Origin of the sequence: Marivirga sericea (genome assembly GCF_900177665.1) — a bacterium.
GTDB lineage: Bacteria > Bacteroidota > Bacteroidia > Cytophagales > Cyclobacteriaceae > Marivirga > Marivirga sericea.
Genome location: NZ_FXAW01000002.1, coordinates 481972 through 504389, shown reverse-complemented (window position 1 = coordinate 504389; position 22418 = coordinate 481972). Strand labels below are relative to the sequence as shown.

Here is a 22418-nt window from a genome sequence, read left to right as displayed (position 1 = left end):
ATTACTTGTAAATATTTGAGCGGTTCAATGCATTTTGATAGTCTCTTGCATTAATATTATGTTGCCTCAAATTAGTTGCAAAAGCATGATAGCCTGAAAAATCAGGCTTTGCACAAAAATAGATGAAATTGTGTTCATCAGGATTTAAAACAGCATCTATCGATTCAATTTCTGGCAAGTTAATAGGCCCTGGCGGCAGCCCATTGTATTTGTATAAATTGTAGGGGGAATCTACTTCTTTATGCACATTTAAAACTCTTTTGATGGTAAAGTCACCTACCGCATAAACCAAGGCGGGATCTGCTTGCAATCTCATATTCCTTTCTAATCTATTCAAGTACACTTCCGCTATTTTAGGGCGCTCATCTGATTGTACACTTTCAGCCTGCACTATGGCAGCTAGCGCACTCACTTCTGTTGGTGAAAGTCCAAGCGCTTCTGCCTTACTTTTCCGTTCCGCATTCCAGAACCTCTGATATTCCGCATACATTTTATCAAACAGAGCCTGTTCTGAAATGGTATAATACACCTCATAGGTGTTTGGAATAAACATACTCAAAATATTATCTTGCGTAAAACCATAAGAGTTTATTAATGAATCGCTATTTAAGAGTTTTAGAAAAGTCACTGAATCAGCCTGTAAATTATCAGTGATTTTGCCAGCCAAATCAGGCTTCAAACGAACATTATTGAAAGTAGTGGTGGTTGGGATTTGTTCTCCAGCTCTTAGCATTCTAACTGCCTGCAAATTGGTCATATCCTTTTTCATTAGGTACAAACCAGGCTTCATGTTTTCTTGATAATCCAAAAGCTTAGCTACAAAACTGAAGGAAAGCATATCATTAACGATTCCTCTGTCGTAGACAATATCCTGTAAATCTTGAAAATCCATAGCTTCTTCTATCAAAATCACTTCATCTCCTTTTTCAACCAAAATATTTTCGGAGAAAAAAACTTGATAAAAATAGAAAACGAAAGAAGTGATCAGGATCGAGAAAACGACTACAAACCCGATTAAAAATTTATTTCTGTTCATATACTTGTGTTTGACTTAATTTAAAATGCAAATTTAAGGATTTTGTTTGGGCTTGAACTATTCTAATTAATTTCAAATTGATTAATATTGTGTATGGCAGCTGAATTTATAAAATTATTCGAAGAAAATCCTGACCCAAGGAAAATCCAACAGATAGTTGACATCCTGAAAGATGGAGGTGTAATTATTTATCCTACTGACACTATCTATGGTTTGGGCTGTGACCTTACCAATAGAAAAGCGATAGACAAACTTTGCTGGGTTAAAGGCATAAAACCAGGCAAAATTAACCTTTCATTTATTTGTGAGGATATGAGCCATATTTCCGATTATGTTAAAAATCTATCTACGCCAACTTTTAAGTTGATGAAGAAAAATTTACCCGGACCTTTTACATTCATATTGCCTGCAAACAGTAATGTCCCCAAAATAGTAAATGCGAATAAGAAAACAGTTGGAATTCGTATCCCTAACAATAATATTCCAACAGCAATAGTAAAGGCCTTAGGAAATCCACTAATCACAACTTCCATAAAGGAAGATGACGACATAGTGGAATATCCTACTGACCCAGAAGAGATTTATGAGTCTTTCAAGAATCTAGTAGACGTGGTTATTGATGGCGGTTATGGCAACAATAACCCTTCCACTGTTATAGATTGTACGAAAGAACCTGCAGAGATCATACGAGAAGGATTAGGAGAAATTATTTTGTGAGAAGGAATTAAGTTTTGAATGCATAACTCCATTTTAATAGAACTACAATATCTGCCCTCGATAGCATTTTTCACAAGCCTAAAAGGTCAAGAAGAATTAATGCTAGAAGCGAATGAATTTTTTGAGAAGCAAACTTATAGGAATAGATGTCATCTATTATCTTCTCAACAAATAGAGATTTTAACAGTTCCGCTGCAAGGCGCCAATAAAAAAATCAAAACAAGGGATATTAAAATAGACAACAGCCAAAGTTGGTATAAGAAACATTGGCGAAGCATTCAAACTTGTTATGGGAAATCACCTTTCTTTGAATTCTTTGCAGATGAATTTAATCCATGCTTTAAAAGGAATTATAATTATTTATGGGACTTAAATCTAGATTTACTGACAATCTGTCTTAAAATCACAGCCCAGAAAATCAAAATTACCGAAAGCGGCAGCTATGAAAAACAAGTTTCTGGAAACGTTATGGATGCTAGGTCGTTAATACACCCTAAAAAAGCAGCTTTTTTAACTAAATTTTATCAACCTGCAATCTATAGTCAAAGTTTTGGCAACACTTTTGAACCGAACTTAAGTATTATAGATTTGTTAATGAATGAAGGACCGAATGCAAAAACTATCATTCAGAGGTCAATTTTGAAATAAATTAAACCTTAGTTTTTTTATTTAGTTTTTATAATAGTTACATTTAAATATGCCTAAAGGCATGTAGTTAGAATATCGAGCAGTAAGCATATGGAAGCAAAATTTTCAAACAGAGTTAAAGAGGTTATTTCTTTGAGCCGTGAAGAGGCTCTCAGATTAGGCCATGACTATATTGGTACAGAACACTTACTATTAGGAATGGTAAGAGAAGGTGAAGGAGTGGCGATCAGTCTTTTGAAAAAACTTGGTGTTTCGCTCGATGAACTTCGAGGGGAATTAGAACGAAGTACAAGAGGGACCGCAACAAATAACGTAAAGAACCTTGCCAATATACCGCTGACAAAGCAGTCCGAAAAAGTGTTAAAAATCACTTATTTGGAAGCAAAGATTTTTAAAAGCCAATTAATCGGTACAGAACATTTATTATTATCCATATTAAGAGATGAAGATAATATCGCTTCTCAAGTGATGGAGAAATTTGATGTGAACTACGATGTAATCAAAGAGCTTTTGGAATATCAAACGCAGAATCCTATGGCTTCATCTGATACAGAAGATGGTGATGAGGATTCTGGAAAAATATTTGGAAGCGGAGCAAGAGAAACAAGCTCAGGTTCTGGAGGATCTAAAACGAGTGAAAAATCAAAAACACCCGTGCTGGATAATTTTGGTCGAGATTTGACCAAAATGGCGGAAGATGATAAGTTAGATCCTATCGTGGGCCGTGAAAAAGAAATTGAAAGAGTAGCTCAGATTTTATCCAGAAGAAAAAAAAACAACCCTATTTTGATAGGTGAACCAGGTGTTGGTAAAACTGCCATCGCTGAAGGATTAGCATTAAGAATTGTTCAAAGAAAAGTATCAAGAGTTCTTTTTGGAAAAAGGGTAGTGACGTTAGACTTAGCTTCTTTAGTAGCCGGAACGAAATATAGAGGTCAATTCGAAGAAAGAATGAAAGCCGTCATGAATGAGCTAGAGAAATCTCCTAATGTGATTTTGTTCATTGATGAGTTGCACACTATAGTAGGTGCAGGTGGTGCTTCAGGTTCTTTAGATGCCAGCAATATGTTTAAACCAGCATTAGCTAGGGGTGAAATACAATGTATTGGGGCTACAACATTAGATGAGTATCGTCAATATATCGAAAAAGATGGTGCCTTAGCCAGACGTTTCCAAATGGTAATGGTAGATGCAACTACTCCTGAAGAAACTAGGGAAATCTTAATGAATATTAAAGATAAGTATGAGGAGCATCATAATGTTAATTTTACTGATGAAGCAATTGAATCATGCGTAAAATTAAGTGATCGCTATATTTCGGACAGATTCTTGCCTGATAAAGCGATTGATGTGATGGATGAGGCTGGAGCAAGAGTGCACTTGAACAATATTCATGTTCCTGATGCAATTGTTAAGTTAGAAGCTTCTATTGAAGACATTAAGAAGGAAAAAAATCAAGTAGTTCGAAGTCAGAAATATGAAGAGGCCGCTCGTTTACGAGACACTGAGAAAAAACTTATCGATGAGTTAGAAACAGAGAAAAGGAAATGGGAGGAAGATACAAAAGCCAAGAGATACACTGTTAAGGAAGAAAATGTTGCAGAGGTTATCGCTATGATGACTGGAGTTCCTACGAAGCGAGTAGCGCAAAATGAAAGTGCGAAGCTTAAAGGAATGGGAGATGATCTTCAAACACAAGTAATTGGACAAGATGAAGCTATTGGTAAATTATCAAAAGCCATTCAAAGAACTAGGATTGGATTGAAAGACCCTAAAAAGCCGATAGGTTCCTTTGTTTTCTTAGGCCCAACGGGTGTAGGTAAAACTGAGTTGGCAAAAGTACTTTCTACTTATTTATTTGATAAAGAAGATGCTCTTATCAGAATTGACATGAGTGAGTATATGGAAAAATTCTCCGTCTCACGATTGGTTGGAGCGCCTCCGGGATATGTCGGATATGAAGAAGGCGGTCAACTTACTGAAAAAGTAAGAAGAAAGCCTTATTCTGTAGTTCTATTAGATGAGATCGAAAAAGCGCATCCGGATGTTTTCAATTTATTACTGCAAGTGCTGGATGATGGAATCTTAACAGATGGTTTAGGAAGAAGAGTTGATTTCAGAAATACTATTATCATCATGACTTCCAACATTGGTGTACGTGATTTAAAGGATTTCGGAGCTGGAATCGGGTTTTCAAATAGTGCAAAAGCCGATAACTCAAACGAGGTAATGAAGTCTACAATTCAAAATGCTTTGAAGAAGGCATTTAGTCCTGAATTCTTGAACAGACTGGATGACGTCATAGTATTTAATCACTTGGAAAGAGAACATCTACATAAAATCATTGATATTTCATTAAAGAAAGTCTTTGATAGAATGTTGTCTTTAGGGTATGATATAGATTTAACTGATGCAGCTAAGGATTTCTTATCCAAAAAGGGTTACGACCAGCAGTATGGAGCAAGGCCGTTGAATAGAGCTATCCAAAAATATCTAGAAGATTTAGTAGCAGAAGAAATCTTAAATGAAAATATAAAGATTGGCGATTCTATTATAGCGGATCATGATGGTAAGAGTGAGAAGCTCTTTATTAAGTCTAAGAAAAAGAAAAAGGAAGATAAGAAAGGAAAGAAAGACCAAGATAAAGAAGATACCAATCAAGAAAATAAAAAAGAGGCTGATTAATCAGCCTCTTTTTTTTGCCCTTTTAAATAGGCACTAGTGGCGGAAACTTCATCTAAAAAGATTAGGAAAAGCTAAGCAAATACATTTTGGTTCATTCAATTAAGCTAAAGCAATTTACTTCATCATAGCTCTATAAAATCTCAATCTGAAATACATATTGTCTATACAGCATCTACCTACAAATTGTTTCCTACTGCATCTCAAAGTGCGGGAATATTTTTACAACCCCAGCTTTAAATGTGCTAATGCATTATCCTGATTGACTCAGTAAAACTTACATCTGTAAATTACCTTACCTGTCCTATCATAAATCAAATTGATAGCCAAAACATTGCACTTAAACGATAAAGTATTGAATTAATTTGAAATATAGTGGAAAGAAGCGATATTTACATTACAATAAATCTAAAAATCATGCATATTGCAACAGTGGAAAAAACCAGCGTTATAGATAAATTCACCCAAACAATTGAATTAAGTGGAGCTTCTGCCCGTGAGTGGAAAATTGGCATTGCGTCTCTAGAAAGAGCTTCTCTTCTAGGAGTAAAGGAAGAAATTTATTATCAAAAGTGTCCAATCGATGAGGCAAAAGAAATATTGTTTCATTTTATTGCGCAAGGTGTTCAGACTTGTAATATGAGTAAGTCAAATTTTAATGGGATTTACCTATATCGATAAATAGCTGTAAGGGGAGGATTCGAACCTCCAAGAAGCAGTTAGGCTACAGTTCTCACGATAAACTGCTTTACAAATTATCGTGAAAGTCCTGCGCTTTATCCCAATCCTCCACCCCCGAGACAGGAGGGCATGTTTGCCAATTCCATCACCTTACAAGGTACTCCACCTTAGCTTTAGCGTAAGTTAGTCATCTTCTCAAACCTCTTGTTTGAATAATAATAGTCACCCAAAGTATTTATCCAGTTTTTGTTGCTGTAAGGGGAGGATTCGAACCTCCAAGGAGCAGTTAGGCTACAGTTCTCACGATAAACTGCTTTACAAATTATCGTGAAAGTCCTGCGCTTTATCCCAATTCCCCACCCCCGAGACAGGAGGGCATGTTTGCCAATTCCATCACCTTACAAGGTACTTCACCCTAGCTTTAGCGTAGGTTGGTCATCTTCTCAAACCTCTTGTTTGAATAATAATAGTCACCCAAGTATTTAATCAGGTTTTGTTGCTGTAAGGGGAGGATTCGAACCTCCAAGAAGCAGTTAGGCTACAGTTCTCACGATAAACTGCTTTACAAATTATCGTGAAAGCGCTGCGCTTTATCCCAATTCTCCACCCCCGAGACAGGAGGGCATGTTTGCCAATTCCATCACCTTACAAAATTAAATCAGCTTTGCACTTTTTGCCTCTCTGATATTTCAAAGGTAATAAAAACATCAATATATTAACTATTATACAATTATATTTGTTAATAAATACATATATCATAATTTTATAAATATTAAATTACACTATTAATAATTTAAACTATTAAAAAGCATGGAAAATTATCAACTTGATAATACTGATTTAGCCATATTAAATATCCTCATGCAGGATGCACGCAGGCCTTATACAGAAGTAGCCGAGGAAGTATTTGTTTCTCCTGGAACTGTGCATGTTAGAATGCGGAAAATGGAAAAATTAGGCTTGATAAAGAATTCACAATTGCAAGTAGATTTATCCAAACTAGGATTAGATGTCACTGCTTTTCTGGGAGTTTACCTTCAAAAAAGCTCTCTGTATGATGATGTGGTGACAGCTTTAAAAGCGATCCCTGAAATAGTGGACTGTCATTACACTACTGGCGCCTATTCTATGTTTGTTAAGATTGTCTGTAGAGACACTAATCACTTAAAAAATATTCTTCACGACTACATTCAGCCAATAGAAGGAATTGAAAGAACAGAGACTTTTATATCTTTGGAGGAAAGTATAAACAGACAAGTTCAACTGGACCGAAAAAAGTAAAAGTCCCATTTTATGAGAAATTACTCCCTGTTAATCTTATGGCTTATTTTTAGTGCCTGTTCGAAAGAAGCAAAAAAATTAGATTTTAAAACAAAAGCCTACGCAACTATAAAAGTCAAACAAGCTGGGCATACAAATGACTCTATTGAAGTATCCATCAGTCATGTTTCGATCATACCCGATGATTATTTTAAAGCGCAATATGTGCTAAACCAAAACGCAAATTTTCTACATGTTCCAGTTGACAGACCTTCCAGAGCCACAGTCCATATAAATGGTTTCGCTCAAAATATTTGGGTAAGCCCGGATGATACAGTAGCTATTCATTTATCTCCGACAGGAAAACCCAAAAACTTCTCTGGAAAATTTGTCAGCGAAAATGAGTACTTCATGGCTAAGAAAAAAGCCACTGGATATCTAAGTATAAAAGAACCTGTCAACCAAATGCTGAGAACCTTTGATAACTACAATGAATTAAAAGATGCAGTAGACTCTCTTGCCGAAATACAAATGAACTGTTTGAAAAACTACAAAGAGGAATTACCTGTTGCGTTTAGGAAAATGGAAGAAATACATATGATCTATAATGCTGCAATCCTGAAAGTCCAGTTCCCATTGTTCAATCAAGCCATGCAGATCATAGAAAGTCCATTACCCGGTAGCTTTTACGATTTTGTGGATGAATTGGAACTGAATAATACGCAAGCTATCTCTTCAGTTTCTTATTTCAGCTTTTTAACTAACTATTTTTGGAAGGATGTCGACCAGAGTAAATTAAAACAACTTCAAGGTAAAGAAAGAATCAACTACCTAAAAAATCATCTAGTAGATGATGCGAATAGATATTTAAATAATGAAATCAAAGACTATTTTCTTGCCCATCATTTAACTGATATCATAAGGTTATATGACAAAACTAAACTAGACTCCATTGCCACAAAATGGGAGATTAGTATCAATAAAGAGCTAGTAACAGAAATAATAGACCAAAAAGCTCTTTCTAAAGAAGTCTATGAGGAAGACACCAAAGTCGATGATTTTGAAATGTACAGCCCAAATGGGGAAAAAATTCATATACGAGATTTTGAAGATAAAATAATTTACCTAAACTTCTGGGCACCATGGTGCAAACCATGTATTGCCAATATCCCACAGTTGAATGCAACAATAAAGGATTATCACCAAAATGAAAATATTGTATTTATCAACTTAGCCATAAAAAGTGAGGAAGAAAAGTGGAAAGAAAGCGTTGAAAAATTCAATTTACAAGGGTTAAATCTATTTAGTCCAAAAGGAGAAAAGCACGAACAAATAAAAACAAAATTTGGGATTACTGGTCTTCCACATTACGTTATCTTAGGAAAAGGTAATATCATGAAAGTCAACTACGCCAACAAAGCACCAAAGGTAAAATCTCAACTAGACGCACTCTTAAAACCAAATAATTAGCATCTTTACGATTTAACATAGATATCATGCTCAACTACATCATCTGGAACCCCGATGGAATTTTAATAGATTTTGGTTTTTATCAATTAAGGTGGTATTCAATCCTGTTCGGTTTAGGGTTCGTATTGGGCTATCAGTTTGTAAAATGGCGTTTCAAAAGGGATGAGGTAAATGTAAAATTACTGGACAATCTTGCAGTTTATTTGGTAGTAGGAACCATCATAGGGGCAAGATTGGGACATTGCATCTTCTATGACTGGGATTACTACCAAAACCATTTACTTGAAATACTATTACCCTTTAGCTTTTCGCCCTCTTTTGAGTTTATTGGTTATAGAGGACTGGCAAGTCATGGTGGCGGAGTTGGAGTAATCATCGCACTCCTTATTTTTGCAAGGGTTGAGAAAATCTCTAAGATGTGGATTTTGGATACGATAGCTTTAGTTATTCCTTTGGCTGCAGCTTCTATCCGTTTAGGTAATTTGATGAATTCCGAAATCATTGGCAGTCCTACTAATGTAAGCTGGGCATTTATTTTTCAAAGTATCGATAATATTCCGAGACATCCGACTCAATTATATGAAGCCCTCTCCTATCTGCTAATTTTCGGAATTCTATTTTGGCTAGATAAAAAGCAAAAGCTTGGCAAAGGATTCATACTTGGCGCTATGTTGGTTTTACTATTTACTGCTCGCTTTTTCATAGAATTCGTAAAAGCTGACCAAACTGCTTTCGAAGCGGATATGGTTTTAAATATGGGGCAGTGGTTGAGTATCCCTTACTTTATTATCGGTTGGGTATTAATTTTGGTTGGGGTAAAGAGAAAAAATTAACTCTTACTTCAAATACCAACTTTTGTAATAAAATCATTAAAACAGTTTGACTTCATTCTACTTTTGAGCCAAGCTTAAAACTATGCTTATCGCTGATAGAACTGATAGTTAATATCTTCTATTTCAAAAATTATCTTTCCCAAAACCAAACAATCCTCTATGCTATTTTGTAAATTAGCAAGTTATAAATTTAGAGGATGAGTTTAACGAAGGAAGCAGGAAAAAAAGTCAAAAATACAACCACAGCAAGCCAGGAGGAATATATCGAGGTAATTGGCGCTAGAGAGCATAATCTAAAAAATATCGATATTTCAATACCACGGGATAAGCTAGTTGTGGTGACTGGAATTAGTGGGAGTGGTAAATCAAGTTTGGCTTTTGACACCATTTATGCCGAAGGCCAAAGACGTTATATGGAGAGTTTTTCCGCTTATGCCAGATCCTTTATAGGTAATATGGAACGTCCAGATGTAGATAAAATAAATGGGCTATCTCCTGTCATTTCGATTGAACAAAAAACCACCTCTAAAAACCCTCGCTCAACAGTTGGTACCCTCACAGAAATATACGACTTTCTAAGAGTGCTTTATGCTCGTGCTGGTGAAGCCATTTCTTACAAAACGGGCAAGAAAATGCAGCGTCAAACTGAAGACCAGATAATAGGGCATTTAATAACCGAATTTCCGGATGCCAAATTAAGCATCTTAGCGCCTGTTGTAAAAGGTCGAAAAGGACATTACCGTGAGCTTTTCCAGCAAATCAGGAAAATGGGCTTTACAAAAGCTAGAGTAGATGGAGTAATTTTGGAAATTGATGCTCGCATGCAGGTTGACCGATACAAAACTCACGATATTGAGATAGTTGTAGATAGGATTGTAGTTAACGAAAAAGATAAATACCGTATTACCCAATCTGTAAAGACTGCACTAAAACATGGCAATGGGATTATGATGGTGCGAGATACGGATGGCAATATCCAACACTTTTCACAGAATTTGATGGATCCTGAAACAGGATTAGCTTATGATGAACCAGCTCCCAATAGCTTTTCATTTAATTCGCCCTATGGTGCGTGCCCAACTTGTAAAGGCTTAGGGGAATTGGAGAACATTACCAAAGAAACAGTTATTCCTAATCCAAAATTGAGTATCAGTCGTGGTGGAATTGCACCTTTAGGTGAATACCGAGACATCTGGATTTTCAAAAAAATAGATGCCTTATTAAAAAACACTGATGTTAATCTCAGTACTCCAATAGAAAAATTTCCAGAGGAAGTTCTCAATATTTTGCTCTATGGAAGCAAAATGAAGGTAGAAGTGAGTTCCAAAAAATATCCAGGTACCAATTGGAGTACTAGTTTCGAAGGTATTATCAAGTTCTTGCAGAAACAGCAGGAAAGCGGTACAGACAAAATGCGGGATTGGCTTGAGGAATATACCGTAATCCAAAAATGCCCGGATTGTAATGGGCAGCGACTAAAAAAAGAGTCCCTTCATTTCTTAATTGATGGCAAAAACATTTCTGAACTTGCTTTAATGAGTATTAGCAGTTTGGGAGAATGGTTTAAAAATATTGAAGACAGACTATCTGAAAAACAAAACCTGATCGGAGCTGAGGTTCTAAAGGAAATCCGAAAGCGTGTAGGCTTTATGTTGGATGTGGGCTTGGATTATTTATCGCTAGACAGACCATTAAAAACGCTTTCCGGAGGAGAAGCCCAAAGAATCCGATTGGCTACGCAAATAGGAACTCAATTAGTGGGTGTTCTCTATATTTTGGATGAGCCCAGTATTGGATTACATCAAAGAGATAATACAAAACTGATCGCTGCTCTGCAAGACTTAAGAGACCTAGGCAATACCGTCATGGTGGTGGAGCATGATAAGGATATGATGCTGGCTTCCGATTTTATTCTAGATATTGGACCAGGAGCAGGCAGACATGGCGGCAAAATTGTAGCGGCAGGAACTCCAGAAGAATTTCTGAAGCAGGGAAGTAAAACCGCTAAGTATTTAAAGGGAGAGCTAAATATTGAAATCCCAAAAGAAAGAAGAAAGGGCAACGGCAAAAAACTACAATTGAAGGGAGCTAAAGGCAATAACTTACAAAATGTGAATGTAGATTTCCCTTTAGGTACGATGATGTGTGTGACTGGGGTTTCCGGAAGTGGGAAGTCTACATTAATTCATGATACACTTTACCCTATACTTAATCAGAAATTCTATCGCTCCAAAAAAGAACCTATGGATCATCAATCCATCAAAGGATTGGAGCATTTAGATAAAGTGATTGAAGTGGATCAATCTCCTATTGGAAGAACACCAAGATCAAATCCAGCCACTTATACTGGAGTTTTCACTGACATTCGTGCGCTATTTTGCAATTTACCAGAAGCCAAAATAAGAGGCTACAAGCCAGGCAGATTCTCATTCAATGTGAAAGGCGGAAGATGTGAAACTTGCGAAGGTGCAGGTATGAAATTAATTGAAATGGACTTCCTGCCTGATGTACACGTTCCCTGTGAGACATGTAAAGGCAAAAGATATAATCGAGAAACATTGGAGGTTCGATTTAAAGGAAAATCAATTTCAGATGTTTTGGATATGACCGTAGAGCAAGCGGTTGAATTTTTCACCAATCAACCTAAGATATTACGGAAAATCCAGACGCTGTCCGAAGTAGGCCTAGGATACATCACTTTAGGTCAACATGCTACTACTTTATCAGGTGGTGAAGCACAGAGGGTAAAATTAGCTACCGAATTATCTAAAAAGGATACTGGAAATACCTTCTACATTTTGGATGAACCCACCACAGGTCTTCATTTTCAAGATATTGAACACCTGTTAGAAGTATTGCAGAAATTGGTTGATAAAGGAAACACAGTGCTTGTAATCGAACATAATATGGATGTAATCAAAGTAGCAGACTACCTAATTGATTTGGGACCTGAAGGGGGAACTGGTGGCGGAAATATTGTATTCACAGGAACCCCAGAAAAAATTGTTAAGCTTGATAATAGTTATACCGGTGAATTCCTAAAAGCAGAATTACAATCTTGAAAAAAGACCTGATGGTGAAATAGGAAGGAAAAAAATGAAGCTGACGTTAACGAGATCTAATTCAAACCATAACTTTTTTAAATGCGAAGCATATTTTTTTATATATTGGACGTATGAATATGGATGAAGTAACGCTTAACTTCAATAGTGAAAGTTTATTGCTATTAAATTTTTTGTTGGGCTTTATCATGTTTGGCGTAGCGCTAGACTTGAAAGTAGAGGATTTCAGAAGGGTTCTACTCAATCCGAAAGCTTCCATTATTGGATTGATATCTCAATGGGTAATTTTACCTATCATCACCCTGGTTTTAATTTTTATTTTTGAACCTAGGCCTAGCATGGCCCTAGGGATGATCCTAGTTGCCTGCTGCCCAGGAGGAAACATTAGTAACTTCATCAGTAAATTAGCCGGAGGAAATGCTGCTCTTTCTGTAAGTTTAACAGCTTTGACTACCTCAGCAGCCATTTTCATGACACCATTTAGCTTTGCTTTTTGGTCTTCCTTTATTGAAGGAGCTCAAGGTCTAAAGAGTAGTATCTCATTAAATATTTGGGACATGTTCTCAACGATTATATATTTGATTGTAATTCCTGTCATATTTGGACTCACTTTTGCACATTATAAACCAGTCATCGCTCAAAAAATCAGAAAACCTGTCAATATTCTGTCTATAGTGATTTTTGCAGCCTTTGTAGTTATTGCTTTCATGAAAAATGCTGACTACTTCATTGAATACATTCACCTTATTTTTGTTGTTGTGCTATTCCATAATGGATTAGCATTCTTAAGTGGCTATTGGATGGCTAAACTTGCCGGTTTAGAAGAGAGTGAAAGGAAAGCTATCTCAATTGAAACTGGAATTCAAAATTCTGGCTTAGGCTTAGTGCTTATTTTCAACTTTTTTGACGGAATTGGTGGAATGGCAATAATCGCTGGATGGTGGGGAATCTGGCATATTGTTGCCGGATTAATTATCGCTTTTGTCTGGTCAGGTAGGAAAGTGTTTGCTTAGCGTTTTTAAACATCCTCATAGTCTACATACTCTCCACCTTTGAAGTTCCCGCCAGTTCTTTTTCCTTTTTGGTTAGGAACATGGTCTATATGGATTCCGTCTTTTGTTTTTCTACCTTTGTTATTCTGCTGATACTGTCTTTCTTGAGCTGCTTTTGCAGTTCTTCCCAAGAATAATCTGAAAAGAAATCCTCCTATCTTGAAGAATAGATATCCTATCAAAAATAGAATTAATAAGAATTTAAACATAATACTGATCTCTTATGGCTTAAGCCAAAATTACTTTTAGTCTATAAAAACAACAAATTCCTCTGGCGAAAGTTTCCTAACGAACCAAAGGAATTTGCTATAGTAGTTTTACTATCTACTTAAATAAAGGTTTCGTTCTGAAACAATTTTTAGGAAGTAATCATCCATAAATAGATTGATTAAATCACACTATTCAGTTTCATTTGAAACGGGTTAGTACGCAACCTTCTTGATTATTAAGCAAGAAGTTCCAAAATTTAAAAATACATTTTCTTCATTTTGAGTGGCACCAAAGTTTCCTCCGCTTCCTGATCTGTTGAATTCATACACATTCGTACTGGATAGACCTGTTTCCAAATTTAATTTATATAATGTACTTACCTTTTTGCTACGATCATAATCGTATCCAACATAGAGGTCTGTCCCAATCACATAGTGGAAAAATCTTTTGCTAGTACTTGAATACCCCGTTAACCTTAAACTATCGTCATAAATCGTTTCCGCTATCCATTCCTTTGTAGCAGGATTAAATATTGATAAAGTTAAATTTTCAGTTAAAAAATATAGATTGTTGTCAAATACAAACTGGAGATTGTAACTCTGATACCTTGGCTTTAGGTTGACAGGAGTTAACTCCTTATATTTCAAGACTTCCCACTCAGAAGATTCAACATTATAAGAAATAAAATTATCATTTTGATCATGGATATATATTAGATTATCTTTAACTACATATCTTGGATGATCGTCAATATTAACTGGTGGTGATGGAAGTTGAGTCCAACTTTGAGATGAAGGATCGAATTCCCAAAAATCTTGGAAAAATTCACCATCAGAAGATCCAAATCCCAGATATCCTTTCCCGTTCACAGTGACTGATAAAGGATAATTTCTTCTCTCATTAGGAAACTCTCCTGACAAACGAGTCCATCGTTCTTTTTCCAAATCAAATTTCCAAACATCATTTGTATGAACTTCACCGCCGTCCACATTAATATTATCGACATATACACTCATGACATTAAAAATTGCATCATCAAATGCAAGTATCCCACCTACTCTGAATGCAAAAGGAGGGTATCCGGGATGATCAGCCCTACCAAAAGGGGGTACGTAAATATCCTTTCTAAATATCTCTTTTCCATTTACCGCCACAGCTAAAGGCTGCATCCCTGGTTCAGTTGCAAGTTTAAAATGAAGAATTATTCGATTATCTGCTTTTAATTCAAATGGTACATCAAGTCCACCTACCGTAATATTAAATTCCTCCTCCTTCTCCGGAGGATTATTTAATAATAATTCATAACCAAATACATTTCCCAGTAGGACGCTATCACTCTCAAATTCAACATTGAAATCTTCGGTTGTAAAGGTCTTGTCATTGCTGCTATAGGTAACATCGTTTTTAGTTTTTATAAATGCGCTAACAATATAATCCTCCCCAGGCTTTAAATTACTTACAGTGAATGATCTATCACTCTTTATATTAACAGTATCTACATCATTATTATTTGACAAAATAAGTTTGGCTTCTGATAATGGTTCATTACTTTCAATATAGGTAAATACTATTGCGCTGGTACTAGTAATATTACCAATTTCAACAATATCAATTGAACTTGGAAGCATAACTTCATCTTCTTTACACCCAGAAAACGAATAAAGGCAACATATAATTATTAATAGTCTTTTCATCATCTACTCAAGTAAAGGTTTCGTTCTGAAACTATTTTAAGGAAATAATCATCCATCAAATCATCAATAAAATAAATAGACTCTCCTGTTGATTTCATTTCAGGCCCTAACTCCTTATTGACATTTGGGAATTTATTGAAAGAGAAAACTGGCTCTTTAATCGCATAACCTTTTCGGGTGGGATTGAAATTAAAGTCTTTCACTTTCTTTTCACCTAACATCACTTTAGTGGCATAATTTACATAGGGCTCGTTATAAGCCTTACAAATAAAAGGCACTGTTCTGGAAGCTCTTGGGTTTGCTTCTATGATGTATACTATATCATTTTTAATCGCAAACTGAATATTGATCAATCCCTTAGTCTCAAGAGCTAAGGCAATCTTTTTGGTATAAGTTTCGATTTGAGTCAGTACGAAATCTCCTAAATTATAAGGTGGCAGAACCGCATAAGAATCTCCAGAGTGAATACCCGCAGGCTCTACGTGCTGCATCACACCGATTATATAAACATCTTCCCCATCACAAATAGCATCCGCTTCGGCTTCTATAGCACCATCTAGAAAGTGGTCAAGCAAAACTTTGTTGCCAGGAATATCTCTCAAGACATCCACTACATGCTCCTCCAATTCTCTTTCGTTAATTACAATTTTCATTCCCTGCCCACCTAACACATAAGAAGGTCTTACCAACATTGGAAACCCAATATCCTTCGACATCTCCAAAGCATTATCAGCATCTTCCACTACTGTAAATTTCGGATAAGGAATATCATTATCAGCCAACAGTTTAGAGAATGAACCTCTGTCTTCAGCCAAATCTAAGGCTTCATAAGATGTTCCTATGATTTTAATGCCATAGCGGTTTAATTTCTCGGCTAATTTTAAAGCGGTTTGTCCACCTAGCTGTACTATTACACCTTCTGGCTTTTCATGTAATATGATATCATAAATATGTTCCCAGAAAACAGGTTCAAAATATAATTTGTCAGCCGTATCAAAATCAGTTGAAACGGTCTCAGGATTACAATTTATCATGATGGTTTCATAACCACATTCTTTTGCAGCTAGCACACCATGTACGCAAGAATAATCAAATTCAATTCCCTGTCCGATTCGGTTAGGTCCCGAACCTAAAATAATTACTTTCTTTTTACCACTTTCTACAGACTCGTTTTCCTCTTGGAAAGTTGAATAGTAATAAGGCGTTTGGGCTTCAAATTCGGCTGCACAGGTATCAACCAACTTATAGACTCTCTTGATATTCATTTCGTGACGTTTTTTATAAACCTCACTTTCTAAGCATCTCACTAAATGCGCAATTTGTCTGTCGGCATATCCCTTCTGCTTTACTTCCATCATTAATTCTTTAGGAATAGTGTCAATGGAATACTTCTCCACTTCTTTCTCCAACACCAAGAGTTCTTCAATTTGCTCCAAGAACCATTTGTCTATTTTGGTGAGCTTCTGAATCGTTTTGAAAGGAATCCCTAATTTAAATGCATCATATATATGGAATAATCTGTTCCAGCTGGGATTTTCTAAGCTGTATAATAATTCATCTTGCTTCCTAAGTTCTTTTCCATCTGCGCCCAGCCCGTTCCTCTTGATCTCCAAAGATTGACAGGCCTTTTGCAGCGCTTCTTGAAAATTGCGTCCGATACCCATTGCTTCACCCACTGATTTCATAGAAAAGCCTAGCCTTCTATCGGAACCAGGAAATTTATCAAAATTCCAACGAGGGATTTTAACGATTACGTAATCTAAAGAAGGTTCAAAGTAAGCAGAAGTGGTTTTGGTAATTTGATTTTTCAGCTCATGTAAATCATAACCAATTGCTAATTTAGCAGCAATTTTTGCAATTGGATAACCCGTTGCTTTAGAAGCTAATGCAGAAGAACGAGATACTCTTGGATTAATCTCAATACCAATGATATCATCATTTTCCGGATTAACGGCAAACTGCACATTACATCCTCCAGCAAAATTACCTATGCCTTTTATCATTTTTATGGCTAGGTTTCTCATTTCCTGATACACCGTATCAGGTAGTGTCTGAGCGGGTGCCACTGTAATGGAGTCCCCGGTATGAACTCCCATGGGATCAAAATTCTCTACTGAACAGATGACAATTACATTCCCTATATTATCTCGAAGGATTTCAAGCTCATATTCTTTCCAACCCAAGATACTTTGTTCAATCAACACCTCATGAATTGGAGAAGAGTGCAAACCATCTTTCAAAGCGTTGTCAAATTCTGCAGGATCTTTTACTATAGACCCTCCTAGCCCTCCTAAAGTAAAAGAAGAGCGAATTACTAAAGGAAAACCGATTCTTTGAGCAATTTCTTTACCTTGTAAAAAAGAAGTAGCCGTTTCGCCTTCACAAACACCTACACCTAACTCCTTCATTTTCAATCGAAATAGTTCTCTATTTTCCGTAGTATCAATAGCATCTACATCAACACCGAGCATTTTCACTTTGTACTTATCCCAAACTCCTGCTTTATCGCATTCAATAGCAAGGTTCAACGCTGTTTGACCACCCATAGTAGGCAAAACAGCATCGATATCGTGCTTCTCTAAAATCTCAATAATTGATTTTTTAGTCAGCGGCTTCAAATAAATATTGTCAGCTGTTACCTCGTCTGTCATAATGGTAGCAGGGTTGGAATTGATGAGTGTTACTTCAATTCCTTCTTCTCTCAAAGAGCGAGAGGCTTGAGAACCTGAATAATCAAATTCGCAGGCTTGTCCTATAATAATTGGACCTGAACCGATGATGAGTACTGACTTAATACTTGTGTCTTTAGGCATGAGCTTTTTATTTGTTTCGGGGCTAAATAAATTGGGCAAAATTAAGACGATAATTCCGAAATCGAAAGGAGTTCGTCATTCAATGTTTTGATAAATTTTGCTTTCTACCATAGAATGGTAGAAACAGGCCTTTCCAGTGCAAATAAAATTATGCTTATCGAAAAGCTTATTAAAATCTGGTAGTTGCTTCGTTTCTAGTCCAGCAGATAATCTAAAAAAAGAATACATGATTTTGATCAATAACTTTTGAACTCTGTTCTTCGGATAAAAATCAGTTTGAATCCATTTTCCTCGCTTTTTCAACAAATTTTTCAATTTCGGATAAATTAAATTCAACTGTTTCTCTTTGAAACAATCCAAAACAAAGGGTGTAATAACTAAATCAAATTCTACCTCTGACTTCCATTCCAAAATATCAGCTTGGACAAAATTTACTTCTGCTCCTGATCTGACTTTTCTTGCCCGAATAATCATGGCTTCTGACAGCTCCAAATATGTAATCTTGTGCGTTGGCTTGAAGTTAGCTAAAAGTTGACCCGTACCTCCGCCAATGATGAGAACTTCACTATTCAATGGAGTATGGCTCAAGAAATAAGTAATTGCTTGATGAAGTTCATTTCCAAAGACCAAACCTTTCAAAAAATCATAAAATCCTGCAAGTCTATTAAAATTAGCCATCAATAAATATAACCTCTATTACGGGCAGGACAAAAACAATATCTCCAATTACTCGATACCACTCTTCCTGTCTTAAAACTACCTCTTTACTGAGCACCATGGCCAAAACAGAGCCCATCAATATAAAGATAGCTTGATAATCAAGTAATTCCTCTGCCTTGAAAAACAAGAAAGAGGATGACCAAGTAATAACAAAACAAAACAGAAGAAATAAAATAACCTTTCGAGAAAAGTCGACTCCTTTTACGGTAGCAAAAGAATTAAATCCCTGCGCTTTATCCACTTTATACTCTATCATATTGAACAAAATCAAATTTATGCTAGCAAGCAAAAACAATTGCAGCCAGAAGTAAATTAGGATGGGAGGTACATTCTGAATATAGCCCACTGTTGGCAGGCAAATACCCATAGCATAAACTAATGCAATGAACCATTCTTTTCCCCAGTAGACCTTCTTCCTTACGAAATGAACAAAAATAAGATAACAAAAAACCGCAAAACCTAACACCATCCCATAACCAATCAGATATGGCTCGAGACTTTGAAGTACAAATATTAAAATCATTGCGACTAATGCAATTAAGCCAAAAATATAAGGGGCATTCTTATAATGAATCATATGCCTGAACAAGGCATCTTTTGATTTAATTTTTCTAGCATCCAATAAATGGTCAATTGTATAAATCAACCACACTGTTAAACCCAAAGCTAGAATAGCCTGACTAGGAATATCTGCATTAAAATAGTTACCGATCCAGCGGGCACTAATGACAGCACCTGCCACCACATCCAAACTGAAGGCTCGTATGTATTGGTAAATCTTAGTAAACATCAATATAAAAGTAGAACAAATCTAAGAATTTATTCATTTTATCGAGTTAAATCTACATTTGATCGAAAAAAAAAGGCGATTATGTTCCCATAATCGCCTTCAATGCTTTATAAAAGCTATGTAATTAGATTTTCTCTTTTATTCTAGCAGACTTTCCTTTTCTACCTCTCAAGTAGTATAGTTTTGCTCTTCTTACAGACCCTTTTCTCACTACTTCAATTTTATCGATAGCAGGAGAGATTAATGGAAAAATTCTTTCAACAGCAATTCCACTGGAAACTTTTCTTACAGTAAAAGTAACAGAGTTACCAGAACCCCTTTTTTGGATTACAGCACCTTGATATTGCTGGATACGTTCTTTATTTCCTTCTTTAATTCTTACGTGAACATTCACAGTATCACCTGCCTTAAAATCAGGAAATTTACTTACTGCTTCGTGATATTCTTTTTCAATTTCTTTGATCAAATCGCTCATGGCTCTTTCTTTTTTCCGATAATGGTTTCGGTCCTATGCCCGAAAAATGGAGTGCAAATATAAGGATAATTTTATTCTTTGCATCCCTAAACTATATTTTTTTAATCTTTTTTCAATAAATCAGGTCTTCGCTCTTCTGTTCTTTTCACAGCTTGTTCAAATCTCCACTTATCTATATTAGCTGCATGTCCAGATAATAATACATCAGGTACTTTTAAACCCTTAAAATCTGCTGGACGACTATACACAGGTGGCGCCAATAATCCATCTTGATAAGAATCTGTCAGGGCAGAAGTTTCATCTGATAAGACTCCTGGCAACAACCTCACGATAGCATCTGTAACTACTGCTGCGGCTAACTCGCCTCCTGAAATCACAAAATCACCTATACTAATCTCTTTCGTAATATAATGTTGACGAACTCTTTCATCAACACCTTTATAATGACCGCAAAGAATCAATAAATTACCCTTTAATGCAAGTTGATTAGCCAAAGCCTGTGTCAATTGTTCACCATCAGGACTCATGTAAACGATCTCATCGTAAGACCTTTTTGACTTTAAGTCATCAATAGCACTAGCGATAGGTTCAATCTGCAAGACCATCCCAGCACCTCCACCATAAGCATAATCATCAATACTTTTTTGCTTATTAGTAGAATATAATCTCAAGTCATGAACGTGAATCTCAACCAGTCCCTTATCTTTTGCTCTTTTCAAAATACTATCCGAAAAGGGTCCCTCTAAAAGTTTAGGTAAACATGTAATAATGTCAATCCTCATCACCTTCATCCTCTTCCATATACAATTCCAATAAACCCTCTGGCAAACTGACCTTGATGAGCGCTTTAGCTCTGTCGACATTCAATATCACCTCATCATTAATTGGAATCAATACTTCTCTCCCTTTATAATCCATCCCAATCAAATCTTGATGACCAGCTTCAAACACTTCCTTCACTACTCCTAGCTTTCCATTTTTTTTGTCTTCTATCTGAAAACCGCTAATCTCATGAAAATAAAATTGACTTCCGCTTAATTCTGGAAGTTCAGTTAAGGGTAAATGTAAAGACGCTCCTCGCAAATTTAAAGCTGCATCTTTGTCATCAACATCTTCAAATTTAAGTAAAGCCTCTTTATGCTTAACCTGGATATATTCAATAAAAAAAGGAACCAGTTTTCCTTTTTGCAACAAGAATACTGATTCCATTTCTTTATAATCCTCTGGATAGTCAGTATCCAAAGAAATATATAACTCTCCTTTTAACCCATGAGGCTTTAATACCATACCTAATTGAAAGCATTGGTCAAGCTTCATGATTGAAGGAAATTAATCTTCTTTTTTGTCTTCTTCAGATTTTTCTTCTGAAGCTTCCTCTTTAGGAGCCTCTTCAGTTGCATCTGCTTTTGGAGCCTCATCTGTAGACGCTTCCTCTGCAGGAGCTTCTTCTTCAGCAGGTGCCTCTGCTGCTTTTGCTGCAGCCTCAGCTTCTTCCTGACGCTTTTTAATAGCTTCTGCTCTAGCTTCGTTCACTTTTGTTTCAGCTTCTAATCTAGCTTTCTTCTCAGCTGCTGCCTTATCTGCCAATGACTTCTCTTTTCCTTCAATAGTAGCCTCTTTGTCTTTCATCCAAGCTTCTAATTTCTTATCCGCCTCTTCTTGCGTCATTGCACCTTTAATCACACCAATTTGTAAATGCTTCTTGTAAAGCAATCCTCGGTATGACAACATCGCGCAAACCGTATCGGTTGGCTGCGCACCGTTCATTAACCATTGAAACGCTTTTTCATTGTCCATCTCAATAGCTGCAACGGGCGTATTCGGGTTGTAAGTACCAATTTTTTCAATAAAGCGACCATCTCGTGGTGCACGGGCATCCGCTACGACTACATCGTACATTGCCATTTTTTTTCGACCTCTTCGGGCCAATCTGATTTTTACTGCCATTTTTTATTTTAATTTTAGCAATCACGAGGGATCACGTCCCTCCTTTAATTAGTCTGCAAAGGTAGTGAAAAAAGATTGTAATTGTAAATTAGCATTAATTTTTTCATCAGAACACTAAAAAACAAATGATAGTTGGCACAAACACGCCACCTCAATCTAATTAAGGGACGAAAAGATTGTCAATTTAATGACGAAAGAAGAATTCAATTCATATTAAAATGAAATACCAAAGATAGTCAACTAATCAAATTTAAAGTCGTTACTGAACACTTAAAGCATTGATAATCTTTACAAATTGTTTAATCGCATATGCAATTTTCATAGTATT

General features: G+C 36.1%; 19 protein-coding genes. 9 read left to right on the top strand and 10 right to left on the bottom strand.

Features of this window, described 5'->3' with window-relative positions; genetic code table 11:
- Position 1: 1 nt before the first annotated feature.
- Positions 2-1036, bottom strand: coding sequence for an endolytic transglycosylase MltG (mltG, locus tag B9Y84_RS07505; RefSeq protein WP_085516462.1), 1035 nt, complete (start codon positions 1034-1036; stop codon positions 2-4).
- Positions 1037-1129: 93 nt separating this feature from the next.
- Between mltG and B9Y84_RS07500 the strand changes: the two genes are divergently transcribed.
- The 9 genes from B9Y84_RS07500 (at position 1130) to B9Y84_RS07460 (ending at position 13402) form a co-directional block, all read left to right on the top strand.
- Entirely contained in the window at positions 1130-1753 is a 624-nt protein-coding gene (locus B9Y84_RS07500) for an L-threonylcarbamoyladenylate synthase (RefSeq protein ID WP_085516461.1), read from the top strand.
- 18 nt (positions 1754-1771) lie between these two features.
- Positions 1772-2401, top strand: a complete 630-nt coding sequence (locus B9Y84_RS07495) for a WbqC family protein (RefSeq protein ID WP_085516460.1) — start codon at positions 1772-1774, stop codon at positions 2399-2401.
- A gap of 90 nt (positions 2402-2491) precedes the next feature.
- Positions 2492-5086 (top strand): ATP-dependent Clp protease ATP-binding subunit, encoded by a 2595-nt coding sequence (locus B9Y84_RS07490; protein WP_085516459.1) that lies wholly within the window; start codon positions 2492-2494, stop codon positions 5084-5086.
- Between the two features lie 414 nt (positions 5087-5500).
- The gene (locus B9Y84_RS07485; protein WP_139827976.1) at positions 5501-5764 is read left to right on the top strand and encodes a hypothetical protein; all 264 of its coding nucleotides are present in this window, start codon (positions 5501-5503) and stop codon (positions 5762-5764) included.
- 810 nt (positions 5765-6574) lie between these two features.
- Positions 6575-7045, top strand: coding sequence for an Lrp/AsnC ligand binding domain-containing protein (locus B9Y84_RS07480; RefSeq protein ID WP_085516457.1), 471 nt, complete (start codon positions 6575-6577; stop codon positions 7043-7045).
- Positions 7046-7057: 12 nt separating this feature from the next.
- Positions 7058-8494: a TlpA family protein disulfide reductase gene (locus tag B9Y84_RS07475; RefSeq protein ID WP_085516456.1), complete on the top strand. Its 1437-nt coding sequence runs from the start codon at positions 7058-7060 to the stop codon at positions 8492-8494.
- Positions 8495-8520: 26 nt separating this feature from the next.
- The gene (gene lgt / locus B9Y84_RS07470; RefSeq protein WP_085516455.1) at positions 8521-9327 is read left to right on the top strand and encodes a prolipoprotein diacylglyceryl transferase; all 807 of its coding nucleotides are present in this window, start codon (positions 8521-8523) and stop codon (positions 9325-9327) included.
- A gap of 197 nt (positions 9328-9524) precedes the next feature.
- Positions 9525-12389 (top strand): excinuclease ABC subunit UvrA, encoded by a 2865-nt coding sequence (gene uvrA, locus B9Y84_RS07465; protein ID WP_085516454.1) that lies wholly within the window; start codon positions 9525-9527, stop codon positions 12387-12389.
- Positions 12390-12502: 113 nt separating this feature from the next.
- Positions 12503-13402, top strand: coding sequence for a bile acid:sodium symporter family protein (locus tag B9Y84_RS07460; protein ID WP_085516453.1), 900 nt, complete (start codon positions 12503-12505; stop codon positions 13400-13402).
- Positions 13403-13407: 5 nt separating this feature from the next.
- Here B9Y84_RS07460 and B9Y84_RS07455 read toward each other — a convergent pair whose 3' ends face one another.
- The 9 genes from B9Y84_RS07455 to B9Y84_RS07415 all read right to left on the bottom strand — a co-directional run bounded on the left by B9Y84_RS07455 (position 13408) and on the right by B9Y84_RS07415 (position 22090).
- Positions 13408-13650 (bottom strand): hypothetical protein, encoded by a 243-nt coding sequence (locus B9Y84_RS07455; protein ID WP_085516452.1) that lies wholly within the window; start codon positions 13648-13650, stop codon positions 13408-13410.
- 213 nt (positions 13651-13863) lie between these two features.
- Complete coding sequence (locus B9Y84_RS07450) at positions 13864-15279, bottom strand: Kelch repeat-containing protein (protein WP_085516451.1); 1416 nt, start codon at positions 15277-15279, stop codon at positions 13864-13866.
- Positions 15280-15344: 65 nt separating this feature from the next.
- Positions 15345-18158, bottom strand: a complete 2814-nt coding sequence (gene carB / locus B9Y84_RS07445; RefSeq protein WP_085516450.1) for a carbamoyl-phosphate synthase large subunit — start codon at positions 18156-18158, stop codon at positions 15345-15347.
- A 75-nt stretch (positions 18159-18233) separates the two neighbouring features.
- Positions 18234-18836, bottom strand: coding sequence for a class I SAM-dependent methyltransferase (locus B9Y84_RS07440; protein ID WP_085516449.1), 603 nt, complete (start codon positions 18834-18836; stop codon positions 18234-18236).
- Positions 18829-19668 (bottom strand): UbiA prenyltransferase family protein, encoded by an 840-nt coding sequence (locus B9Y84_RS07435; RefSeq protein ID WP_085516448.1) that lies wholly within the window; start codon positions 19666-19668, stop codon positions 18829-18831. Before B9Y84_RS07435 ends, B9Y84_RS07440 begins: the two co-directional genes overlap by 8 nt.
- A 124-nt stretch (positions 19669-19792) precedes the next feature.
- A complete protein-coding gene (gene rplS / locus B9Y84_RS07430; RefSeq protein ID WP_085516447.1) occupies positions 19793-20143 on the bottom strand; it encodes a 50S ribosomal protein L19 in 351 nt (116 codons plus the stop codon).
- Between the two features lie 101 nt (positions 20144-20244).
- On the bottom strand, positions 20245-20925 hold the full coding sequence (gene trmD, locus B9Y84_RS07425; RefSeq protein ID WP_085516505.1) for a tRNA (guanosine(37)-N1)-methyltransferase TrmD: 681 nt from the start codon (positions 20923-20925) through the stop codon (positions 20245-20247).
- Positions 20915-21460, bottom strand: coding sequence for a ribosome maturation factor RimM (gene rimM, locus B9Y84_RS07420; protein ID WP_085516446.1), 546 nt, complete (start codon positions 21458-21460; stop codon positions 20915-20917). The genes trmD and rimM overlap by 11 nt, the downstream gene beginning before the upstream one ends.
- 12 nt (positions 21461-21472) lie before the next feature.
- A complete protein-coding gene (locus tag B9Y84_RS07415) occupies positions 21473-22090 on the bottom strand; it encodes a 30S ribosomal protein S16 (RefSeq protein ID WP_085516445.1) in 618 nt (205 codons plus the stop codon).
- Positions 22091-22418 lie beyond the last annotated feature (328 nt).

Coding starts and splice junctions, on each gene's coding strand:
- B9Y84_RS07480 (WP_085516457.1), top strand. CDS start 6,575: ATGGAAAATTATCAACTTGATAATACTGATTTAGCCATATTAAATATC.
- B9Y84_RS07490 (WP_085516459.1), top strand. CDS start 2,492: ATGGAAGCAAAATTTTCAAACAGAGTTAAAGAGGTTATTTCTTTGAGC.
- B9Y84_RS07500 (WP_085516461.1), top strand. CDS start 1,130: ATGGCAGCTGAATTTATAAAATTATTCGAAGAAAATCCTGACCCAAGG.
- B9Y84_RS07460 (WP_085516453.1), top strand. CDS start 12,503: ATGAATATGGATGAAGTAACGCTTAACTTCAATAGTGAAAGTTTATTG.
- B9Y84_RS07485 (WP_139827976.1), top strand. CDS start 5,501: ATGCATATTGCAACAGTGGAAAAAACCAGCGTTATAGATAAATTCACC.
- trmD (WP_085516505.1), bottom strand. CDS start 20,925: ATGAGGATTGACATTATTACATGTTTACCTAAACTTTTAGAGGGACCC.
- B9Y84_RS07495 (WP_085516460.1), top strand. CDS start 1,772: ATGCATAACTCCATTTTAATAGAACTACAATATCTGCCCTCGATAGCA.
- B9Y84_RS07435 (WP_085516448.1), bottom strand. CDS start 19,668: ATGTTTACTAAGATTTACCAATACATACGAGCCTTCAGTTTGGATGTG.
- B9Y84_RS07440 (WP_085516449.1), bottom strand. CDS start 18,836: ATGGCTAATTTTAATAGACTTGCAGGATTTTATGATTTTTTGAAAGGT.
- rplS (WP_085516447.1), bottom strand. CDS start 20,143: ATGAGCGATTTGATCAAAGAAATTGAAAAAGAATATCACGAAGCAGTA.
- B9Y84_RS07455 (WP_085516452.1), bottom strand. CDS start 13,650: ATGTTTAAATTCTTATTAATTCTATTTTTGATAGGATATCTATTCTTC.
- uvrA (WP_085516454.1), top strand. CDS start 9,525: ATGAGTTTAACGAAGGAAGCAGGAAAAAAAGTCAAAAATACAACCACA.
- B9Y84_RS07475 (WP_085516456.1), top strand. CDS start 7,058: ATGAGAAATTACTCCCTGTTAATCTTATGGCTTATTTTTAGTGCCTGT.
- B9Y84_RS07415 (WP_085516445.1), bottom strand. CDS start 22,090: ATGGCAGTAAAAATCAGATTGGCCCGAAGAGGTCGAAAAAAAATGGCA.
- carB (WP_085516450.1), bottom strand. CDS start 18,158: ATGCCTAAAGACACAAGTATTAAGTCAGTACTCATCATCGGTTCAGGT.
- B9Y84_RS07450 (WP_085516451.1), bottom strand. CDS start 15,279: ATGCTTCCAAGTTCAATTGATATTGTTGAAATTGGTAATATTACTAGT.
- lgt (WP_085516455.1), top strand. CDS start 8,521: ATGCTCAACTACATCATCTGGAACCCCGATGGAATTTTAATAGATTTT.
- rimM (WP_085516446.1), bottom strand. CDS start 21,460: ATGAAGCTTGACCAATGCTTTCAATTAGGTATGGTATTAAAGCCTCAT.
- mltG (WP_085516462.1), bottom strand. CDS start 1,036: ATGAACAGAAATAAATTTTTAATCGGGTTTGTAGTCGTTTTCTCGATC.